The organism is Streptomyces sp. NPDC050433 (assembly GCF_044458565.1).
In the GTDB taxonomy this organism is placed as follows: domain Bacteria; phylum Actinomycetota; class Actinomycetes; order Streptomycetales; family Streptomycetaceae; genus Streptomyces.
The window spans coordinates 44,683-65,016 of record NZ_JBITIB010000001.1; the positions used below are offsets into that span (position 1 = coordinate 44,683).

Consider the following 20,334-nt stretch of genomic DNA (forward strand, 5'->3'; position numbering starts at 1 on the left):
CCACTCCAGGAGGACCCCAGTGGCGAAGGCGAAGTTCGAGCGGACTAAGCCGCACGTCAACATCGGCACCATCGGTCACATCGACCACGGTAAGACGACCCTCACGGCCGCCATTACCAAGGTGCTGCATGACGCGTACCCGGACCTGAACGAGGCCTCGGCCTTCGACCAGATCGACAAGGCTCCTGAGGAGCGCCAGCGCGGTATCACCATCTCCATCGCGCACGTCGAGTACCAGACGGAGTCGCGTCACTACGCGCACGTCGACTGCCCCGGTCACGCGGACTACATCAAGAACATGATCACGGGTGCGGCGCAGATGGACGGCGCCATCCTCGTGGTCGCCGCGACCGACGGCCCGATGCCGCAGACCAAGGAGCACGTGCTCCTGGCCCGCCAGGTCGGCGTGCCGTACATCGTCGTCGCGCTGAACAAGGCCGACATGGTGGACGACGAGGAGATCCTTGAGCTCGTCGAGCTCGAGGTCCGTGAGCTCCTCTCCGAGTACGAGTTCCCGGGCGACGACCTGCCGGTCGTCAAGGTCTCGGCGCTCAAGGCCCTTGAGGGCGACAAGGAGTGGGGCCAGACCGTCCTCGACCTGATGAAGGCCGTCGACGAGTCGATCCCGCAGCCCGAGCGTGACGTCGAGAAGCCGTTCCTCATGCCCATCGAGGACGTCTTCACGATCACCGGCCGCGGCACGGTCGTCACCGGCCGTATCGAGCGTGGTGTGCTCAAGGTCAACGAGACCGTCGACATCGTCGGTATCAAGACCGAGAAGACCACCACCACGGTCACCGGCATCGAGATGTTCCGCAAGCTGCTCGACGAGGGCCAGGCCGGTGAGAACGTCGGTCTGCTCCTCCGTGGCATCAAGCGCGAGGATGTCGAGCGCGGCCAGGTCATCATCAAGCCCGGTTCGGTCACGCCGCACACCGAGTTCGAGGCCCAGGCCTACATCCTGTCGAAGGACGAGGGTGGTCGTCACACCCCCTTCTTCAACAACTACCGCCCGCAGTTCTACTTCCGTACGACTGACGTGACCGGCGTCGTGACCCTCCCCGAGGGCACCGAGATGGTCATGCCGGGTGACAACACCCTCATGACGGTCTCGCTGATCCAGCCGGTCGCCATGGAGGAGGGCCTGAAGTTCGCCATCCGTGAGGGTGGCCGGACCGTGGGCGCCGGCCAGGTCACCAAGATCAGCAAGTAATTGCCGATCAGGTCTGATCTGACCGGGTAGCTTCTCGGAGCATCCAACGGAAGGGCCCGTACGACTTCGGTCGTACGGGCCCTTCTGCTGTGCGGGAGAGTGCTGAGCGGGGCGCCGGCCTACGCGTAACGGGGGAGCTTGTCAGTGGGGATTGTCCAGTCGGCGATGGTGACGTCCTCGCCGTACTGGAAGTCCTTCCGGGTGGCGTAGCGGGGGCCGTCCGGCGTCGGGTGGATGTCGGACAGGACGGCGCCTGAGCCCGTACGGGGGTCGAAGATCACGTACACGGGGATGCCGAGCAGGGGGTAGTCCCGCATCTTGCCCACCCAGTCGTTGTCCGGGTTGGAGAGGGAGACCACTTCGATGGCGGCGATGAGGGTCCGGGGAGCGAAGGAACCCCGGACCTCCATGTCCGCCTCGGCGATCACCATGATGTCTGGGTGCCGCAGAATGTGTCCCGGTTCGTCTTCGACATCGGGCGTTCCCGTGTGGGCCACCAGCTCTTCCGGCATCGCCTTCTCCAGGCGTTTCCGTACACGCAGTGCGGTCAGCTCGTGGGGGCCGATGGGCGCCATCATGTCGTGGACGATTCCTTCTTTGGTGATCTCGAACTTGCCGGGAAGCGTGTCGTCCATGGACTGAACGAAGTCCCGCATTGTTCGGTACAGGTGGGTGCTGTGCCGTGCGTCGTCCGGGGCCATGGTCATGGCGCGCGCTCCTCGTCTGTGCTCAGGCGCAAGGGTCGTCACGTTCATGCTAGGCGGCCTCTTTGAGGTCTGGGCGGCAGCCGCGGCAGTGGCCCGGCGCCGGAGAGCGGAAAGCGCGGTCGCAGGTTTCGCAGGTCTGGAGCGGGGCTGGGCGGAGGGTTGCCTGGCGGGCCGGGAGTGGGGGTGGGAGCTGGGTGGTGAGGCGGTGGGCGAGGATCGCCGCAGGGTGGCGCGGATCGTCGGGGAAGCGCACGGTCAGCGCGCGGTGTACGGCGTCGGGTGGGACGTCCCGTTCCAGCCAGGCGGAGACGGCGGGGGCCAGGCGTTTGATCTCCAGCTCCGTGAGCAGCAGGCGCGGGTCCTCTCGGCGGAGGCCGGCCAGGAGTGCGACGGCGGTGCTGAGGCGGGCGGGGTCCTCGGCCGCGGGTGCGGGGAGCGGCGGTTTTGGGGTCGGTGGGGGAGCGGGAGCCGTCGGTGCGTTGGGCGGCTCGGGTGCCGGGGCGGGCGTGGGCCTGAGGGCCGGGCGCGCGGGTGCTGGACCGGCGCCCGGTTGGTTGTGGGAGACCGTGCGGGTGATGACGCGGCCGTTGGGAAGGCGTTGCCGGGTGCGTTCCAGATAGCCGGCCGCCTCCAGCTCGCGCAGCGCGGAGGCGATGCGTGCCTCGCTCTCCGGGAAGCGGGCCGTGAGGCACTTGATGCCGATCCGGGCGCCTGCGGGAAGCGACTGGATGTGGACGGCGAGTCCGATCGCGACGAGGGTCAACTCGCGGTGCTGGGCGAGGTGGTTGCCGACGACCGTGTAGCGGTTCGTGTGCCGGGTGTTGTCGTGGACGACACCTGATCCGGGAGTGGGGCGGGGAACCGGGGACTCGGCGCACGGGGGCGCGCTAAAGTGCTGAGGAGCCATGGGGAAGGTGTTGCTTCCTTCGTGGTCAGGCCCTCGATCGGGATGCCAGTCCCGGCCGGGGGCCGTCGTATGTGTGGAGTTGTCGCCGTGAGCATATGCCAGCCAACCCGCCCGAAATCCAGCTCAGTTGGTCGAGATCACCCATGTGGGTGACGGACGGGTTGGAGGGGTTGGAAAGGGTCCTTCTTTCCAAGTGCCTTTAATCAGTTGGGTCGTGAGAGGCCGGGTCGTGGGGGGGGGGGGGGGGGGGGGGGGGGGGGGGGGGGGCGCCGGGCCCCCCCCCCCCCCCCCCCCCCCCCCCCCACGACTTGGTCAAAGGCGTTCGAGGAGGCGTACGCGCATCGGCTCGTAGTCGTGGTCGGGGAACAGGACGGGGAAGGTCTCGAATATCGCGGTGAGGTTGTCGACGGCGTCGTGGTATTTCACTTCCGTCAGGTCGACGTCGGCGAAGAGATAGTGCCAGCCCCATGTGCCCTTGGTGCCTGCCGCTCCGGCGTCAACTCCTTGTTCGGGGGCCGCCTTTCCGTCGTGATGTCGTCGCGGCTCTCCATCTCGGCGATGGCGTGTTCAAGACGCGTTCCGTAACCCATTCCGGGGCCCTCGCTTTTCCTCGGTGTTATTCGATGGATCGTGTTCCGTCGGGCTCCTAGGGTTACCGGGCAAGCGGTCACGGGGCCACGGGGGAGTGGGCATGCGTACGGCGTATCCGAGGACGGCCCACTTGCCCTGGTCGCCCGGTGTCGCCTCCGACGATGTGCGGGTCGGCGATCTGGACGGGCTGCGGGGGCGGGAAGTCGTCGTCACCGAGAAGATGGACGGCGAGAACACCACCCTGTACGGCGACGGGCTGCACGCCCGGTCGTTGGATTCCGGGCATCATCCGTCGCGGGCGTGGGTGAAGGCGCTTCAGGGGCGGATCGGGGCGTTGATCCCGGACGGGACGCGGGTGTGCGGGGAGAACATGTACGCCCGGCACTCCCTCGCGTACGAGGACCTGGAGAGCTGGTTCTACGGCTTCTCCGTGTGGGACGGCGAGCGTTGTCTCGGCTGGGACGAGACCGTGCGGGTGCTGCGGCGGCTGGGGATTCCGGTGCCGGTGGTGTTGTGGCGTGGTGTGTTCGACGAACGGGCCCTGCGCGCACTGAAGTTGGACCCGGCGCGGCAGGAAGGGTACGTCGTACGGACCGTCGAGGGCTTCGTACGCGAGGAGTTCGGGCGACGGCTCGCCAAGTGGGTCCGGCCGCACCACGTACAGACCGATACGCACTGGATGCACGCCGCCGTCGTGGAGAACGGGCTCGGGGCGGGTGCCGCGTTGTGGGATGTGCGGTCGGGGGGTGCCGTGGACGCGGGGGCTCTGGCGCGAGCCGTGGGTGTGGAGGGCGACGAGCGCGCGGCTCGGCAGGCCGCGGGGCGGCTCGACGCCGCCGGGCGGTACGGGGACGACCGGCTGGGCGGGGTCCTCGCCGCGTTCCTGCACCGCGTGCCGCGCGGGCGGCTCGCCGGCGCGCTCGTCGCGCCGCTCGGGATGGGGCAGGCGCGGCGCGTCGCGGACCTGGTGGGTTTGCAGGGGAGGTTGCACCGGCCCTTTCCCGACGAGGCGCGCCGTGCCGGGCTCGCGCGGATGGCCGTCGCCGTCGACCTGGGGTTGCTGCACGCCGTCGCCGGGGCGGTGGCCGAAGGGCGGCCGGGGGAGCAGGTCGAGTGGTCCGCGCTGATCGCCGAGGAGGCGGGGCTGCTGGACGGTGAGCCGTTGGAGGCGCTGCGGCGCGGGTTGCGCGCCGCGCTCGACGGGCTGGGTGCGGACGCCACCGAACGGTGCTGGGCGCAGGCCCGCGACGCCTGGGCCGAGGGGCGCCTCAGCACGGTCGAGGAGGCGGTGGCGGCGACGTGGCGGTGGCGGTCCGGGGACTTTCCCCGGCTGATCCATCTCGTCGGTCCGTCGGGGAGCGGGAAGAGCACCTTCGTAGGAGGACTCACCGGCATCGGGGCGCGGATCTCGCTGGACGAGTTGCGCGAGGAGCGCGGCGCGCGTGCCGATCAGCGGGCCAACGGGGACGTCCTCCGGGACGGTCTCGACCGGCTCGACCAGGCGCTCGCGCGGGGCGGTACGGGCGGCACGGTTGTGTGGGACGCCACCTCGCTCAACCGGCAACAGCGTTCACTCGTGGGGGCGTTGGCGCGGCGGCGCGACGCGTTCGTCACGCACGCGGTGCTGCTCGTGGACGAGGCCGAGTTGATCAGGCGCAACGGCGTACGGCCGCACCCGGTGCCTGCCGACGTACTCGCGGGGCAGCTGCACCGCTTCGTACCGCCGTATCCGGGGGACGCGCACCGTACGTGGTACGTGGGGGCGGGCGGCGGCATCGAGGACGCGGACAGCGTCGAGAGCGGGGGACTGTGATGCGGACCAGCGATCAGCTCTACCACCAGGTGCGCTGGGACCCGCGCTTCGACCCCGCGCGCTTCGTCCTCGGCGTCAGCCGGCGCGGCACGAGCCCCGGCCGCATCCCGCTGCCCGCGTTCGTGCCCGGCGGCGACATCCCGTGGCACCGCGTGCTGTTCGTGGAGGCGGACGGCGAGGTGGTCTGGGACCGGGCCACGGGCGTCGACCGGATCGACACCACGGACGCGGGGCGGGTGCGCCAACCCCGGCTGCTGCGGGCGCCGTTCTTCACCGCGGGGACGCCCTACGCGTACGGTCCCGAGGGCTGGCGCCCGGCCGGGATCGCCCTTCCGTCGACGGTCGCGTCGCCGCGCGTCCTCACCTGGAACACGCTGTGGGACCGCTACGACAGCGACCGCGTCCATACCGCCGCGCGGCGTCCCCTGCTGCTCGCGGCCCTTGAGGAGTCGGACGCCGACGTCATCGCGCTCCAGGAGGTCGAGCGGGATCTGCTGGCGATGCTGCTGAACGCCCCCTGGGTGCGGGCGAGTTACACCATCGGCAGCGCCCCGGACGGGCGTGCCGTGGACGACGACGGGCTGCTGCTGCTGAGCCGACTGCCCGTACGTGAGGCGGGGCACCACATCCTCGGCTCGCACAAGGCCGTCACCGCGCTCACCGTGGAGACCGCGGCCGGTCCGCTCGTCGTCGCCGCCACGCACCTGAGCAGCGACCACTCCACGGACGGCGCGGCCCGGCGCCGTAACGAACTCGCCGCCCTCGCCGAGGGGTTGGGCGCAGTCGATGCCGAGCTGATCCTGCTCGGTGACTTCAACGACGGCGCCGGTGGGAGCGAAGGGCCGGCCGCCGTGCTCGGGCTGCGGGACGCCTGGAGCGAGGTGTACGGCTCCGAGGACTCGACGCCCACGTTCGATCCGGTCGCCAATCCGCTGGCGGCGGTGGCCTCGCTGTCCGGGCGCGCCGGACGGTTGGACCGGGTGCTGCTGCGGGGGCGCGGGATGGTGGTCGGCGCGGCTCTGGTCGGGGACACGCCGGACGCGAACGGGCTCTACATCTCCGACCATTACGGGGTGGCGGCGGAGGTCGGCCTCGGGGCGGCCGGCGTGTCTGTGGATGTGCTCGATGTGCTCGATGTGGCCGCCACCGCCCGTACCGCTGTCGCCTGGATCCCTCCTCGCGAACTCTGGGGCCCCATCCAGGCCGTACGGCGGGAGCACGACCCGCAGGTCGACCGCTGGCCGCCGCACGTGAACGTGCTCTTCGGCTTCGTCCCCGAGTCCGACTTCGAACGCGCGGCCCCGCTGGTGGCCGCTGCCGCCGCCGGGACCGCGCCCTTCACGGTGCGGCTGGGCGGGGTGCACACCTTCGGGCACCGCGAGGACGCCACGCTCTGGCTCGACCCGGCGGCGGACGGCGACGCCGAGTGGGCCGGGCTTCGGCGGGCGCTGGAGCGAGGCTTCCCGCGCTGCGCGGGGCGGCGGGCCGAGGGCTTCACGCCGCATCTGACCTTGGGGCGGAGCCACGACCCGCAGCGGGTCGCGGCGGGCATCGAGGCACGGGTCGGCGAAGTGCAGTCTGTGGTCGGTGAGTTGGTGCTGCTGTCGCGCAGGGGTGACGAGCCGATGCGGGTACGGGCGACGGTGGCGCTCGGTACGGGGGAGGTGAGTTGGCTCGCTGACGACCCGCCAGTTCTGAAGAAGCCCACCGCCGACGCCGACGAGAGCGCGCGCCTGCTCGCCCGCACCCTGCCCGAAGGCGCCGTACACGTCGTCGGCTCCCGCCGTATGGGCTGCGCGTCCGCCGGGGCGGATCTGGACCTGGTGGCGGTGCTGCCGGGCGAGGCGGTGGACATGGAGGGGATACGGCGGCGGGTGAGCGCCACATCTCCCGTAAGGGAGGTGGTGGGCGCACGCGTGCCCGGACTCCGGTTCGCGGTGGGCGAGTTGGACGTCGACCTTGCGGTGGTGGCGACCGGGGACATGGACCCGGTGCGGGCCGTGGAGCGCCGCGCCGAGCTGGGCGAGGCGGCGGCGGTCGCGCTGAGCGCGGTGAGCGACGCGGCGGCGGTACGGGACGCGGTCGGCGACCGTCACGACGCGTTCGCCGGGCTGGCGAGGGACGTGAAGACCTGGGCGGGGGCGCGGGGGTTGGACTCGGCGCCGTTCGGCGGGCTGCCCGGTCTGGCCTGGGCGGTGCTGGCGGCGCGCACGACCCGTGAGGCCGGCAGCCTCGTGGGCGACGACCTGCTCAGGCACTTCTTCGGGACCTGGGCGGCGTGGGACTGGCGGCTACCGGTCGGCCTCGGAGTCACCGGCGCCCTGGCCGCAGCCCCGGCCACCGCCGCCACCGCCGCCCCCGTCACCGTCCTGACCCCGACCGCCCCGATCCGCAGCTGCACGGAACAGGTCGGCCCCGGCCACCGTGACCTGCTGGTCCAGGAGTTGTACCGGGCCTGGGAACTCCTGGAGACCGGCGGCGCCGACCGCGCCACGCTGTCGGCGCCCCCGCCCCTGCACCGCAGGCACGCCGCCTGGGCGGTGGCGACGGTGGACACGCGACGCCCCGACACACTGGGCCGGTTCCGGGGCCGCGTACGGGCGCTGCTCACCGCGCTCGAAGCGGCCGGGGTACGGGACGCGCACGCCTGGCCGTGGCCGTACGCGACGGACGGCGAATCCGTCCGCTACGCGATCGGCCTCGGCACCGACCCACCGGGCGCGGCGGCGCTCGCGGGCATCGTGGAGGCGTGGGGCCGGGGTCTGCGGGGCGTCGAGGTCACGTGGGCGCGGGGCGGCGACGTGCCGACACTTTCCCGCCCCGCGCTGTCGGCGCCCCAGCAGTGAATTGCTCAGCCCGACCGGGTGTAGAGGTCGCAGGTCAAGGGCGTGAACAAGCCGTCCGTGAGGCATACGCGCACGATGGCGGCGCCGCCCGGGGCATCGGCCGGGACGTTGAAGGTGAACGCCCTGGTGTTGCCACGGGCTTCTTCGGACAGGTCGTTGCGGCTGTATCCCATCTGACCTCCGCCGGAGGCAAGGGTGTAACCGCTGGTGTTTCGGTAGGTCAGGTAGCTTGCTGTGCTGACTGACTTGTGCGTACCCGTGATCGTCACCGAGCGGTCGAAGAAAGTGATGGTGCCGTCGGTCCAAGTGTTGCCGTTCGCCACGTGGAAGGGGACCGAAATGGCCTGGGGCTGCGCTTGAGCAGCGGGGGCGGACAGGACCGTACCCGTGGCGATGACGGTGGCGCCGAGGACGGTGGCGAGTCGGGTGCGCATATACGACCTCCTGCGGGGAAATGGCCCGGCAGTCCGGGCTGGTGTACCGGTTGGACCGCCGGCCGCGGCGAAGGGGTGTACCCGGCGCTGGAGGCCCACCGCGAGAATATGCACGCCAACTCGTGGATAAACCAGCCCAGTTGCCCGAGATTCACTCATGTGGGTGACGGGCCGACCGGCTCGGTGGGGACTCGGTGGGGAGTGATCGGGATGAGTTTCCGGCTGGCGGCGTACGCCGTGTGCATCGAGGGCGGGCGGGTGCTGCTCGCGCGTCACGTACCGCTGAAAGGCGAGGCCACCTGGACGCTTCCGGGCGGCAGGGTCGAGCACGCGGAGGATCCGTACGACGCGGTGATCCGGGAGGTCGCCGAGGAGACCGGCTGCGACGCGGTGGTCGAGCGCCTGCTCGGCGTGGACTCAAGGATCATCCCCGCGGCAGAACGCGCGGTCCCCGGCGGACCGGAACACCAGAATGTCGGCGTCTTCTACCAGGTCCGTATCACCGGCGGCCAACTGCGGCCCGAGCCGGACGGCGAGATCGCGGAGTCCGTCTGGACTCCGATTCCCGACGTGGCCGGCCTTCGCCGGTCGTCGCTGGTCGATATCGGCCTGACCCTGGCCCGGACGCTTCCGGCGACCGGCCACGTCGCTCCGGTCGCGGTCGGCGGGCTGATCCAGCACTGACCCTCATGACATCTGTCATGAAGAGTGGTGACAGACCGCTCTGCTCCCACTCCTCGTCCCGGCCTAGCTTGGCCACAGGGCCCGCCCCTGACTGCGGCCCTCCGATGCCAACGGTTGGATGAAGAGACCATGCGGAACGAGACGCTCATCGTCGAAGACCTGCTGCTGCTGATGTTCGACGACAAGTCGGGAGCGATCGCGGGCGAGGGCACGCTGTACTACACGCTGGGCGGCGCCGTTCTCGTTGAGCTCGGTCTCGGCAAGCATGTCAGGGTCGACGAGAACGACCGGGGAATGAACGGCCTGAAGGTGCACGCCGTCGCCGGTGATCCGCCGGCGGATCCTGTGCTCCGGGCCGCCCATGAGAAGGTCGCCGCCCGGAAGCGAGGTGTGCAGACCCTCCTCATCGAGATCGGCACCGGGTTGCGCGAGACCGTCCTCGACCGGCTCGTCGAGCGAGGCATGCTGCGCCGGGAGACCAAGAAGACGCTGGGGCTGTTCCGTACGACTGCGACGACGGCCGCGGACACCGGGCACAAGAAGGCTCTCGTGGAGAGGGTCCGTGCCGTCCTGGTGGACGGCGCGGAGCCCGATGCCCGTACGGCGGCGCTGGTCGGACTGCTGTCGGCGAGCGGCACCCTGCCGAGCCTGCACCGGTCCATCCCGTGGTCGGGCAAGGTCTACAAGCGTGCGAAGGAGCTGGAGCAGGTCAGTTGGGGCGCCGAAGCGGTGAACGTCGCGGTGGTGCGGACCGGGGCGGCGGTGTCCGTGGGGACGGCCGTCGCCGTCACCAGCTAGTAACGCAGCCTGCCGGGAGGGGGGCGAGCCGCCCTCTCGGCAGGGGGCGACTCGCCCTCTAGCCAACGCGCGTAGATGACAGCATCATGGGGTTGCTTCGAGCGCACGACCTTCTCCTGAACTTGACATGGACTCGTCAATTCTGAATCGAGAGAGGCGGCACGATGGCTTGCGGATCCACCAGCCTGTGGGCTGGTGAAACGAGTTGGTTCTGTTGCGGTTCCGCGTGGGGACCGTGCGGCAGCGCCGGCGGCGGCGCCTGCGGCAACTGCCGGTCGAGCGCCAACCACGGCGCCTGGCCCAACGCGTCACAGGCGTGCTGGGACATCACCCGGCCCGACCTGTGCGGCGAGAACATCCCCAGACGCGGCTGCGGCGCCGTGATGAACGTCAGACACCAGTGCTCCGGCGCGACGGTCTGCATCACGATCACCGACTGCGGACCGCGTACGAAGGAATGGTGCGGCGAGGCGACCTGCTGCAACGGCGCCTGCCGCACCAACCGCGTCCTGGACCTGACCCCGGCGGCCTTCTCGGCCATCGGCAACCTCAGCTCCGGCAAGTTGCCGGTCTACATCTACGAGTGAGGGAGGAAGCGGACATGACTACTCGTCAGGACGACCAACGCGGCCTGGGCCGCCGTCGCTTCCTCACCACCGCCGCCCTCAGCGGCGCCACGATCGTCGGCGCGACCGCGCTCGGCGGCCTCGACGCGGACTCCGCCTTCGCCGCCGAGCCGTCACTCGACCCCGCGATCGCCAAGTCCTCCTTCGTGGAGGGCCGGATCACCGGCATCACCGGCAGCGTCCTGGAGGTCGCCGGCTCCTACGGTGACCACGCGCGTGTCCAGATGACCAACGCCACCAGCGTGTGGAAGGTCCATGCCGTCACCGCCGCGGCGATCGAGATCGGTGACGGGCTCTACGCCCGCGGTGTGCCGATGCCCGACGGCACCGTCGCCGCCGACGCGGTGTGGGTGAACATCGTGAACCTCGACACCCAGATCCGCGGCATCGCCAAGAACCGGCTCCATCTCGCCCACGGTCAGCACGAAGTCGTCGGCAACGTCCTCCCGGACACGACGAACGCCTCGTACGCCGGCCGTGCGGTCACGTCCGACCTGTCCCGGTTGCGTATCGGGCAGAGTGCCCAAGTCCTCGGCGCCTGGCGGCCGTCCGACAACTCCGTGGACGTCGTCCGTATCTCCGTCGGGCACTGACGGCGGGAGCGAGGAGGGAGACGGAGAGATGCTCTCACTGACAACGGGCCTCGCCCCGCTGGTCCTTGCCGGTCTCTTGGGCTGGACCGGCGCGGTCAAACTGTTCAGCCGCGGCACCGTACTCCAGGCGCCGAAGACGGCGCTGGCCCGCATGCTGAGCAGCAGCGAGCGAGCGGCGACGGTGCTGCGTGGCGTCGGCGCCGGCGAACTGCTCATCGCCGCAGGGCTGTTGGCCTTTCCGGCGCACCCGGTGCCGGGGACGGCCGCCGCCCTTCTCGGCGTGGGCTTTCTCGGCTATCTCGCCTACGGGCGGGTGCTCGCCCCGGAGTCGTCGTGCGGCTGCTCGGCGGACGAGGACACACCGATCACCTGGCGCGCGTTCGCACGCGCCGGGATGGTGCTGGTGAGCGGCGTGGCGGCGGCCATGACGCACGACAGCTGGTGGTCCACGGTCTCGGGGCGGCCCGCCGCGTCGCTCGGATTCCTGGCCGCCGCCACGGTCGTACTGATCGCGCTGTCGGCCGATCTCGACCGGTGGTGGCTGCTGCCGCTGCGCCGGGCGAGGCTGCGTGTCTTCGGGCATCCGCTCTTCGGCACCGGGACGGAAGACCGGGTGCCGGTCGCCGCCAGCGTCGAACTGCTGGAGAACTCCCTTGCCTGGCAGGCGGCTTCACCCGTGGTCCGGTCGGCCCTGCTGGACCACTGGGAGGAGGACGGCTGGCGCCTCCTCCTGTTCTCGGGCGTGTACGAGACGACGGAGGCCGCCCGGCCGGTCTCCGTGGTGTTCGCACTCGACGCGACCTCCACCCGCGACACCCCCGGCGACCCGGCCGTCCGCGTCACCTTCCTGGACGCGGACAGCGGGGAGCCGGTGGGAGCGGAACTGCTGAACGCGGTGCCGTCACGTAAGGCACTGCCACTGGCGGGCTGACGCGTCCACGCGGCAGCGGTACGTCAGGGAGCGGGTCCGGGAGCGTCACGTACGCTCGCGGATCCGCTCCCGTGCGAAGTAGCCGACGCGGCAGAAACCCAGGAGCCCCGTACAGACATGTCGTGGAAGGATTCCTTCGGACCTACAGGGGGTGGGGCGTATGGGGCTTGACTACGGATACGAGATATTCGTGCCTGCTCAGAACGTCGACAGGGCGCTGGTCGCGCTTGCCGAGCTGGCGCCGCGAACCCGTCAAGTGCAGCCGCTCGTGCTCACCATGCCCGGCGGTGCCCAGCTCTCCGTACCGTTCACGTCCAACTTTAAGAGTGAGCCGGTCGATTGCTCCGCGAGCAGCACGCTTGAACTCGACACCTCAATCATGTTCGGCGTGGACGACGCGGTGTGCGAGTACGTCCAAGGCCGTGGCCTCGAACTCGACGAGCTCGGGAGAGTCGAGATCGGGTACATCTACCTCAGGGTGCGGTTCGCGTCCGAGCTGCACCCTGGCTACGCCGCGCTGGAGTTCACCGCGGCCACATCGGGGATGAGTCGGCTGTTCCAGCGGTCTGCGGCCGTCCGAGCGGTGTTCAACGGTCTCACCGCCGCCAGCGGCGGCGTGTGCTGCCTGCTCGACACCGAGAGCGACACGTTCCACATCTGCTGGCTCAACGGCCAGCCGATCCAGGACACGGTTCCCGGCCCTCGCTTCCCGGCCTACCGTGACCTTGTGGCGACCTGGCCACGCTGAGCCGCAGCCGACGGGCCCCGACGGCTAGATGGCGTAGGCGCCCGTGTTCGGCCTTCCGTGTTCGCGTGCGTACGGGGTGAGAGCCACCGCCCCGACTCCGCGCACGGTGTTGTGCGGGCCCAACTCCAGGGGACTTACGCCCAGTTGCTCCGCAAGCTGCGATGCGAGGTACGCGGCGAGTTCCCTCCACTCCTCCTCGTCGGCGTCGGCATCCCCCACCGGGGTAATGCCCTCTTCGACACAGGCGGCGCGCTCCTCGGGCAGGGGTTCGCCCAGCGTGTACTCCGCGTCGTCCTGCTTCCCGGAGGCACGGAAACGGCGCAGGATGTTCCCGTTCTCGGCGACGAGCCAGCCCGAATCTCCGTACTCGCCGGAGTAGTACGCCTGGGCCCGGCCATACCGGCGGCTCAACTCGGTGACGACGCGCAGCACGTCCTCCGCGCGTTCCGGGTCGCCGGGGTTGCACCAGGGGCCGAGCACCAGCGTCCATCCGTCGACCTCCGGAGTGACGTAGACCCTGCCGTGTTCGGCGCCGTCGTGGCTGTCGTGCAGTCCGACGCTCAGCCCCAGCGCGAACGTCGCGGGCCGTGTCTCGTACAGGCCGAGCAGTTCCATGATTCCCTGCTGGTCGCCACTGGCCACGGCTATCCAGGACGTGAAGCAGGTGTCCAGGGGCTGGGCCTGGTCGTCCAGCGACTTGATACGTATCAGCCGTTCCACGGAGGCACGGTCCGCCGGCGACAGAGCCTCCTCGCCGCCGACCGCCGTGAGGACGGTCAGGGCGCGTGACCGTAGGTTGGCGGGTCCATGAACGCGTACGGCGCGCATACGTTCCACAACGCCGGGCCCCAGCATCGTCAGCGCCCATTCGGCCCGCTGGGCGACGTACGGGTCCGGATCCGCGAGCAACGGAGTCAACGCGTCGATCACCACGGGGTAGTCCACGTCGGGATTCGGCTCTCTGCCGAAGGCCACCGAGCAGGCGTTCTGGATTCCGTAGGCGGCGGAGCTCCGTACCTCGGCGGCCGGGTGCGACAGCGCATTGACATAGAGGCCGACCGCGCGGAATGCGGTGAACACGCGACTGACCCGGCGGCGTGACTCCTCCTCCGTGGCCGCGGCCAGCGCCGTCGTCACCTCGTCGAAGGCGGCCGGTCCGATCCGCTTGGCCAGCACGAACTCGATGTCCCAAGGACGGACGGGCGACGTCTCGTCCAGCAACTCCTCAAGCAGCGGCCCCACCGCCGCGCTGCCCCTCGCGGCCAGACTGTCCCTCGCCGCCTCCCGCAGGTCGGGGTCGGCAAGGGCCTTGATCGCATCCACCACGGTCTCCTTCTCGGGCGCGCTGTTCCGAGGACCCATGGTGGTACACGGCACTGACAGCCCGGCTGGGAGTGGTGGCCGCTTGTGGGTGCTACACCCCTCCGAAGATTTCCTGGGCGGAACGGGCAGTGACAGCGGACAGGAGCCAAGGGCGCATCACCTCTCGCTCCTGGCAGCCGGTGATGCGTGCGCGCACGTCGTCAGGGACGGCGATGCCTCGGTTTTCCAGGACGAGCAGGATGTCTTCTGCCCGAGATCGCCGTGTCGGTCAGCGGTTTCGAGGCTGCCTGCTCGGCTGCCGCGTCGTGACAGGCGGGACTACTCATCCTGGAAGATCTCCTCAGTGGAAGCAGCGGTGATGGCACGGCTGTGCCACTGCTCCAAGAGGTCGACGTCGTCGCAACCGGTGATGCGCTCGCGCGCCTCGTCGGGGACGTAGATGTCGCGCCTTTCCAGGACGAGGAAGAGCATTCTGGCGGCTTGCTGAGCCCGGCCTTCGTCCCGGATTTCCTCCGAGAGCGGCGACTTGTAGAAAGAAAGGTCCACGGCCACCAGTTTCCTCCAGAGTGCTGCGGCGGGCAGGTTACCCAGGCCCTGTGAGATGAGTTCGGCAATCGGGTTCTTGATGTCGTCCGGGGTCTCCCGCAGCGCGGTCGTCATCGCTTTGAGTATGGCACCGTGGTCCCGATCGGCACCGTGCGTAATGAGTGACAGCGTGGCGAGCGCGAGGTCCTTTCGGACCTCGGCCGCGTCAGTGATCACCGGCATGTTGTGCGGGCCCACCACCAGCGGGCGCAACGTGATTGCCGCCCACTGCGGGAGGCCGATGTCGACGGGGCGCGCGGCCCATTCAGCCGTGGCCCGGTCCTGGCAGACGACCAGCAGTACTGGCGGCAACCGGTACTTCGTGTGCAGATACGACAGGTAGTAGGCCCAGCTTGCGGGCTTGGCCGGGTCCTTCTTCCCTTGAGCCTCGATCGCGAGGAGATAGGACGCGCCGTCCTCGGTCTCGACCCGTAACAGCGTGTCCACACGCCGCTCGACGGGCCGAGCCTCGGTGAGGTCCGTGGGCAGGACGGTGACCCCGACGAGTGGGCCGAAGTCGACCCCGAGCACTTCGGAGACACCGGAGAGGAGGCCTGGATAGTCCTGAAAGATGCGATGCATCGCCTCATAGGGCGAGCTGACCATGCGGGTTCCTGTGGGGGATGAGTGGAGTTTGCCTCTGGCACATGCCATGACTTCGATTTCGCAGAGCATAAGCAGACAATCCGCCCTGGCTGTAGCTCAGTTGGGCATTTTCACCCGCAGGGGTGAGGGTGGCCGTACGAGGTCCAGCTCCGCCCACACCGTCTTGCGTGGCACCGGCCCGGCGTCATCCCCCCCACCGGTCCGCCAGCACCTCGACCAGCAGTAATCCCCGCCCCGACTCCGCGTCCGGGGGCGGCGGTTGGGGGTTGAGTCCGGGTAGGCGGTCGCCGCGGGTGTCGGTCACCTCGATACGGAGAACGCGCCCGCCGTCCGTCCGGTGCAGCTCCAGCAGGACGACTGGCGTGACCGGCGTCGCGACCCTCCCCGAGGGCACCGAGACGGTCATGCCGGGCGACAACACCCTCATGACGGTCTCGCTGATCCAGCCGGTCGCCGTGGAGGAGGGCCTGAAGTTCACCATCCGTGAGGGTGGTCGGACCGTGGGCGCCGGTCAGGTCACCAAGATCAGCAAGTAGTCGCTGCTCTGGACCCGACCTGGTAGATCCGACCCGAGCAACCAAGAAGTGGGCCCCGCACCGAAGTTGGTGCGGGGCCCACTTCATTTTTGTGGGTGGGGTGTGTGGTCGTGTCCGGGGGGTGAATCCGTGTGCGTAGCTTGCGAGGTGCGCTGGCCGTCGCGTTGAGCGTCGGAATGGTCCTGGGGTGGTTCCCTTCCGTGGCGTCCGCGTCATCGGTGCACCCCAGCCGGGCGACCGCGGCAGTGGAGAGGGTCGACGCCGAGACACCAGCACTCTCGGAGGCGGACGCGTTCGCCCGGGCCAAGCAGTCCGGCGAGGACGTCGAGGTCGTATCCCTGCGTGGCGAAAGCAGCGAGACGTTCGCGACCCCCGAGGGAAGCCTTGAGGCACGGGAGTATCTGCGCCCGGTCTGGACCCGCGTGAGCGGCGAATGGAAGCCTGTCGACACCGATCTGGCCCGGTCGTCCGACGATGGCACGATCCGGCCTGGGGCGACGACAGTTGGGCTGGCCTTCTCCGGCGGTGGCGAAGGCCCGCTGGTACAGATGGAGCGGGCGGGCCGGGCGCTGGCGCTGTCCTGGCCCCTGGGGGAAGTGCCCGTACCGGAGATGGACGGTGCGACGGCCACCTACCGGGAGATCCTGCCTGACGTGGATCTGCGCCTCGGTGCGCAGGAGGACGGCTTCACTCAACTGCTGGTGGTCAAGTCGGCCGAGGCGGCGCAGACCGAGGCACTCGCGGAACTGAGGCTGTCTCTGGCGACCGAGGGCATGCACGTACGAACGACTGCTTCCGGCGGCCTGGAAGCGGTGGATGCAGGCGCCGCGGGAACCGTCTTCGAGGCCGCGACACCGGTGATGTGGGACTCCAGCCCGAGCGCAGGAGCCGGCGAGACGGTGGCCCCGCGCTCGCGTACAGCCGACAAATCGGACGCAACCGGCGAGGGGGAGCCCGGCCCCGGCGAGTCGGGGAAGCTCGCGCCCGTCGGTGTCGAAGTCACCGCCGACGGCGATGAGTTGTTGCTCAGGCCCGACGCCGATGTCCTCACGGGTGAGGACACGGTGTATCCGGTCTTCATTGATCCGCAGTGGTATTCGCCCAAGGCTTCGGCCTGGACGATGGCCTCCAAGTACTGGGCCTCGTCGCCGCAGTGGAAGTTCAACGGCAAGTCCGACGAGGCTTGGGGTACTGCGGCTGGGACTACTGCGCGCCGCACGACACCAAACGGCTCTTTTACCGGATCCCCGTCTCCAAGTTCGCTGGAAAGTCCGTTCTCAGCGCCGAGTTCGTGGTGCGGAACACGTGGTCTGCGTCGTGTACGGACCGCAGTGTGGAGCTGTGGCGCACCAAGGACATCTCGTCGTCGACCACGTGGAACTCGCAAAACGCCTCCGGTTTCTGGATCAAGGAGTTGAGCGCGAAGTCGTTCGCCTATGGATACGAGGGGTGCGCGGCCAAGGACGCGGAGTTCAGCGTCAAGTCCGCGGTGCAGGAAGCCGCGGACAAGAAGTGGTCGACCATGACCTTCGGGCTACGGGCCGCCAGTGAGGACGATCGCGTGGCGTGGAAGCGTTTCTCGGAGAATGCGTTTCTGCGAGTGGAGTACAACCGCGCGCCTTCCCAGATCAAGATGTCGCAGTTGGCGATGGAGTACGGGGGCACCTGCAAGAAGCCGGCGTCGGCTGCGCGCGTACGCACGCTGGGAAAGATCTACGCGAACAAGGTGACGGATCCGGACGGTGACAGCGTTCGGGTGCAGTTCCAGGCCAAGTGGGACTCCGGCGACGGCAAGGGGTTGATCGCCCGCTGGAGCCCGGCGCTGACCACCGCGAAGAAGTCGGGTTCGAGTTTCTCGATCACGCTGCCCTCGTCGGTGCCGACCAACAAGCAGGTCAACTGGTAGGCGCGGACATACGATGGCGCGCAGTACTCGCCCTGGTCGTACGCGGGCGACGACCCGACTGGTTGCTATTTCGTCTACGACACCAGTGTCCCGAAGGCTCCCGCCGTGTCGTCCGGCGAGTACCCGTTGTCCGACCCCGAGGACCCTGACGACCCGTGGTTCGACGGAGTGGGCAAGTACGGAACGTTCTCTCTGCAAGCGGCCGACTCCGACGTGACGAAGTACTGGTACGGCGTCAACGGTGACCCGAGTTCGAAGAACGCCCTGACCACGTCGAGCGGTGCTGTGAAGAACTTGCAGGTGCTGCCGGCGGAGCCCGGACTCAACTTCGTCACCGCCCAGGCTTTCGACGCCGCAGGCAACGGCAGCGAGATCCGCACCTATCAGTACCGCGTCAAGGCGGGCCAACCGGAGCGCGCTGCCTGGCAACTCGACGAGAGCACGGAAGCGACAGCGGCGCAAGGCTCCTCCGGCGCCCGTGTGGCCGCGCTGCGCGGCGGTCCGGTCACCGGCGTCCCCGGTGTGAAGGGGAGCGCGGTGTCCTTCGACGGGGTGGACGACTACGCCGTCACGGACATTCCCACGGTGAACACCGAGATCGGCTTCTCCGTATCGGCGTGGGTGAAGTTGTCCAACGTGCCCGACCACGCGGCGATCATCGCTGCCCAGCCCGGCAACCACTCACCGGGCTTCGAGCTCTACTACTCCCACTCCTACGGCCGTTGGGTGTTCAACCAGTACACCTCGGACACGCCTGGCGCCCCCGTCGCGCGGGCGATGGCTCCACAGCCGGGCGGTGTGGTGGCCGGCCGGTGGACGCATCTGGTGGGTGTCTACAGCGGGAGCACGGAGGACCTGCGCCTCTACGTCGACGGCGCGTTGGCGGGGTCCACGCCGTACTCCACGGCTTGGGACGCCAGGCGCGGTCTGCAGATCGGCGCCGGCTCCTACAGCGGAAGTCCGGGCTCGTTCCTGCCCGGCGAGATCGACGAGGTGCGGATATTCGACAAGCCGGTCAGTGCCACCGAGGTGGGGCGTCTGCTGCGTCACGAGTCGATCGGCACCGGCCGGACGGCCCGTACGGTCTTCCCCCTCGACGAACCCGCCGGTGCCGTGGAAGTGACCGGGCGCGCGGACACCCAACCGCTCAGTCTCGTGGACGACGCACGGCTCGGAGAGGCCGGGGTGGCGGGGAAGGCACTGAAACTTGACGGAACCGGGGACTACGCGCACACCGAAGCCCCACACGTCGACACACAGCGCCCGTTCACGGTCTCGGCGTGGGCGAAGCTCGATCGCATCCCGGGCCAGGGGGCCACTGTTGTCGCGCAACTGGGGCAGAACCGGCCGGGCTTCGAGCTGTACTACTCCAAGACCTTCAACCGCTGGGGATTCACCCAGTACTCGGGCGACGTCCCGGGTGCGACGCAAGTCCGGGCCGTTGAGCCCGAAGGGACCTCCGCACGAGTGGGGGAGTGGGTCCATCTCGTCGGTGTGCACGACGCGACCGCCAACACGCTGACCCTGTACGTCAACGGCGTGAAGTCCGCCAGTGTCGCTCAGTCCGCCGCCTGGTACGCGGGCGGGCGGGTCCAGGTCGGCGCGCTGACCATCGACGGGGGTGATCTGATCCAGCACTTCCCCGGCACCATCGACGACATCCGCTTCTTCGACCGTCCGGTGGCCGACGACGAAGTACGGCAGCTGTTCCAACAGCGTCCGCTCGTCAAGGCACGCTGGAAGTTCGACCAGCCCGGAGCGACAACATCACCGGACGACTCCGGCGAGGGGAACGACCTGACGCTGGGCGGTGGCACGCAGATCGGGTCCGGCTGGGTGGACGGAGGCCTGGTCCTCGACGGAGTCAACGACTACGCCTCCAGCGCGGCGGCCCCGGTGGACACGAGCACCAGCTTCACCGTGACCGCGTGGGCCCAGGCCGCGGCCGTGCCGCAGTCCGGCGTGACGTTGCTGAGTATGCCCGGGACACAGCAGAACGCCTTCGCGGTCCGGTATCTGCCGAGCGCGACACCTGAGACGGATCCGGGACGCTGGCGGATCTCCGTCCCGGATCAGGACGCCACGGGCGCCGGATCCGCCGATGTCGAGAACGGCCAGTTCTACAGCGCGGCCGACTGGACCCACCTCGCACTCGTCTACGACGGATTCGCCAAGCGGCTGCAGCTCTACGTGAACGGAGAGCTGGAGGAATCGGCCTGCCTCGATGCCGACGGCAACGGCGAGAATGACGACGGCGCCTGCACCGACAGGATCTCGTGGTCCGACAACGTGATCTCGTTCAAGGCCACCCAGCCTCTGCAAATCGGCAGGCTCAAGAGCGGAACGTCCTGGGGGCAGTACTGGCCCGGTGTCCTCTCCGATGTCTGGGCATTCCAAGGAACTCTGACCGCGGACCAGGTAATTCAGCTTGCGTACGGAATGCCCGGCCTGCCGACGGAAGTCCCAGCGATCAGCTGATCCGCAGGC

Annotated in this window: 16 protein-coding genes and 2 pseudogenes; 12 read left to right on the forward strand and 6 right to left on the reverse strand. The window is 69.4% G+C overall.

The window, feature by feature from the left end; all coding sequences use genetic code 11:
- Positions 1-19 precede the first annotated feature (19 nt).
- Positions 20-1,213 (forward strand): elongation factor Tu, encoded by a 1,194-nt coding sequence (tuf, locus tag ACIBLA_RS00235; RefSeq protein WP_023539362.1) that lies wholly within the window; start codon positions 20-22, stop codon positions 1,211-1,213.
- A gap of 119 nt (positions 1,214-1,332) precedes the next feature.
- On the opposite strand, the gene ACIBLA_RS00240 is transcribed toward tuf, so the two are convergent.
- Entirely contained in the window at positions 1,333-1,920 is a 588-nt protein-coding gene (locus ACIBLA_RS00240) for a Uma2 family endonuclease (protein ID WP_399197384.1), read from the reverse strand.
- A gap of 49 nt (positions 1,921-1,969) precedes the next feature.
- The gene (locus ACIBLA_RS00245; protein ID WP_399197385.1) at positions 1,970-2,827 is read right to left on the reverse strand and encodes a helix-turn-helix domain-containing protein; all 858 of its coding nucleotides are present in this window, start codon (positions 2,825-2,827) and stop codon (positions 1,970-1,972) included.
- 691 nt (positions 2,828-3,518) lie between these two features.
- Here ACIBLA_RS00245 and ACIBLA_RS00250 point away from each other — a divergent pair.
- Positions 3,519-5,231 (forward strand): RNA ligase family protein, encoded by a 1,713-nt coding sequence (locus ACIBLA_RS00250; RefSeq protein ID WP_399197386.1) that lies wholly within the window; start codon positions 3,519-3,521, stop codon positions 5,229-5,231.
- Positions 5,231-8,077 (forward strand): poly(A) polymerase, encoded by a 2,847-nt coding sequence (locus tag ACIBLA_RS00255; RefSeq protein ID WP_399197387.1) that lies wholly within the window; start codon positions 5,231-5,233, stop codon positions 8,075-8,077. The genes ACIBLA_RS00250 and ACIBLA_RS00255 overlap by 1 nt, the downstream gene beginning before the upstream one ends.
- 5 nt (positions 8,078-8,082) lie before the next feature.
- Here the strand turns inward: ACIBLA_RS00255 and ACIBLA_RS00260 are convergent, their stop codons facing one another.
- Entirely contained in the window at positions 8,083-8,511 is a 429-nt protein-coding gene (locus ACIBLA_RS00260; RefSeq protein WP_363240240.1) for a hypothetical protein, read from the reverse strand.
- A gap of 210 nt (positions 8,512-8,721) precedes the next feature.
- Here ACIBLA_RS00260 and ACIBLA_RS00265 point away from each other — a divergent pair, with 210 nt between their 5' ends.
- From ACIBLA_RS00265 to ACIBLA_RS00290, 6 genes are all read left to right on the forward strand, one after another.
- On the forward strand, positions 8,722-9,195 hold the full coding sequence (locus ACIBLA_RS00265; RefSeq protein ID WP_399197388.1) for an NUDIX hydrolase: 474 nt from the start codon (positions 8,722-8,724) through the stop codon (positions 9,193-9,195).
- 129 nt (positions 9,196-9,324) lie between these two features.
- The gene (locus ACIBLA_RS00270; RefSeq protein ID WP_363240238.1) at positions 9,325-9,993 is read left to right on the forward strand and encodes a GPP34 family phosphoprotein; all 669 of its coding nucleotides are present in this window, start codon (positions 9,325-9,327) and stop codon (positions 9,991-9,993) included.
- A gap of 164 nt (positions 9,994-10,157) precedes the next feature.
- Complete coding sequence (locus ACIBLA_RS00275) at positions 10,158-10,580, forward strand: hypothetical protein (RefSeq protein ID WP_363240237.1); 423 nt, start codon at positions 10,158-10,160, stop codon at positions 10,578-10,580.
- Positions 10,581-10,594: 14 nt separating this feature from the next.
- A complete protein-coding gene (locus tag ACIBLA_RS00280) occupies positions 10,595-11,212 on the forward strand; it encodes a cell wall protein (protein WP_363240236.1) in 618 nt (205 codons plus the stop codon).
- A gap of 28 nt (positions 11,213-11,240) precedes the next feature.
- Positions 11,241-12,143, forward strand: a complete 903-nt coding sequence (locus tag ACIBLA_RS00285; RefSeq protein ID WP_363240235.1) for a MauE/DoxX family redox-associated membrane protein — start codon at positions 11,241-11,243, stop codon at positions 12,141-12,143.
- A 160-nt stretch (positions 12,144-12,303) separates the two neighbouring features.
- Entirely contained in the window at positions 12,304-12,891 is a 588-nt protein-coding gene (locus ACIBLA_RS00290; protein ID WP_399197389.1) for a hypothetical protein, read from the forward strand.
- A gap of 24 nt (positions 12,892-12,915) precedes the next feature.
- Here ACIBLA_RS00290 and ACIBLA_RS00295 read toward each other — a convergent pair whose 3' ends face one another.
- The 3 genes and pseudogenes from ACIBLA_RS00295 to ACIBLA_RS00305 form a co-directional block, all read right to left on the reverse strand.
- Positions 12,916-14,214 (reverse strand): hypothetical protein, encoded by a 1,299-nt coding sequence (locus ACIBLA_RS00295; protein WP_399197390.1) that lies wholly within the window; start codon positions 14,212-14,214, stop codon positions 12,916-12,918.
- A 318-nt stretch (positions 14,215-14,532) separates the two neighbouring features.
- Positions 14,533-15,405, reverse strand: coding sequence for a hypothetical protein (locus ACIBLA_RS00300; RefSeq protein ID WP_399197391.1), 873 nt, complete (start codon positions 15,403-15,405; stop codon positions 14,533-14,535).
- A 96-nt stretch (positions 15,406-15,501) separates the two neighbouring features.
- A pseudogene (locus ACIBLA_RS00305) lies at positions 15,502-15,730 on the reverse strand (ATP-binding protein); the annotation flags it as partial.
- Positions 15,731-15,755: 25 nt separating this feature from the next.
- Here ACIBLA_RS00305 and ACIBLA_RS00310 point away from each other — a divergent pair.
- The 3 genes and pseudogenes from ACIBLA_RS00310 to ACIBLA_RS00320 all read left to right on the forward strand — a co-directional run.
- Positions 15,756-15,941: pseudogene (locus ACIBLA_RS00310) on the forward strand (elongation factor Tu); the annotation flags it as partial.
- Positions 15,942-17,094: 1,153 nt separating this feature from the next.
- Positions 17,095-17,847, forward strand: a complete 753-nt coding sequence (locus ACIBLA_RS00315) for a hypothetical protein (RefSeq protein ID WP_399197392.1) — start codon at positions 17,095-17,097, stop codon at positions 17,845-17,847.
- 105 nt (positions 17,848-17,952) lie between these two features.
- On the forward strand, positions 17,953-20,325 hold the full coding sequence (locus ACIBLA_RS00320; RefSeq protein ID WP_399197393.1) for a LamG domain-containing protein: 2,373 nt from the start codon (positions 17,953-17,955) through the stop codon (positions 20,323-20,325).
- Positions 20,326-20,334 lie beyond the last annotated feature (9 nt).

Bases quoted from the DNA above. Each gene is read 5' to 3' on its own strand.
- ACIBLA_RS00240 (WP_399197384.1), bottom strand. From the start codon at position 1,920: ATGACCATGGCCCCGGACGACGCACGGCACAGCACCCACCTGTACCGA.
- ACIBLA_RS00245 (WP_399197385.1), bottom strand. From the start codon at position 2,827: ATGGCTCCTCAGCACTTTAGCGCGCCCCCGTGCGCCGAGTCCCCGGTT.
- ACIBLA_RS00250 (WP_399197386.1), top strand. From the start codon at position 3,519: ATGCGTACGGCGTATCCGAGGACGGCCCACTTGCCCTGGTCGCCCGGT.
- ACIBLA_RS00255 (WP_399197387.1), top strand. From the start codon at position 5,231: ATGCGGACCAGCGATCAGCTCTACCACCAGGTGCGCTGGGACCCGCGC.
- ACIBLA_RS00260 (WP_363240240.1), bottom strand. From the start codon at position 8,511: ATGCGCACCCGACTCGCCACCGTCCTCGGCGCCACCGTCATCGCCACG.
- ACIBLA_RS00265 (WP_399197388.1), top strand. From the start codon at position 8,722: ATGAGTTTCCGGCTGGCGGCGTACGCCGTGTGCATCGAGGGCGGGCGG.
- ACIBLA_RS00270 (WP_363240238.1), top strand. From the start codon at position 9,325: ATGCGGAACGAGACGCTCATCGTCGAAGACCTGCTGCTGCTGATGTTC.
- ACIBLA_RS00275 (WP_363240237.1), top strand. From the start codon at position 10,158: ATGGCTTGCGGATCCACCAGCCTGTGGGCTGGTGAAACGAGTTGGTTC.
- ACIBLA_RS00280 (WP_363240236.1), top strand. From the start codon at position 10,595: ATGACTACTCGTCAGGACGACCAACGCGGCCTGGGCCGCCGTCGCTTC.
- ACIBLA_RS00285 (WP_363240235.1), top strand. From the start codon at position 11,241: ATGCTCTCACTGACAACGGGCCTCGCCCCGCTGGTCCTTGCCGGTCTC.
- ACIBLA_RS00290 (WP_399197389.1), top strand. From the start codon at position 12,304: ATGGGGCTTGACTACGGATACGAGATATTCGTGCCTGCTCAGAACGTC.
- ACIBLA_RS00300 (WP_399197391.1), bottom strand. From the start codon at position 15,405: ATGGTCAGCTCGCCCTATGAGGCGATGCATCGCATCTTTCAGGACTAT.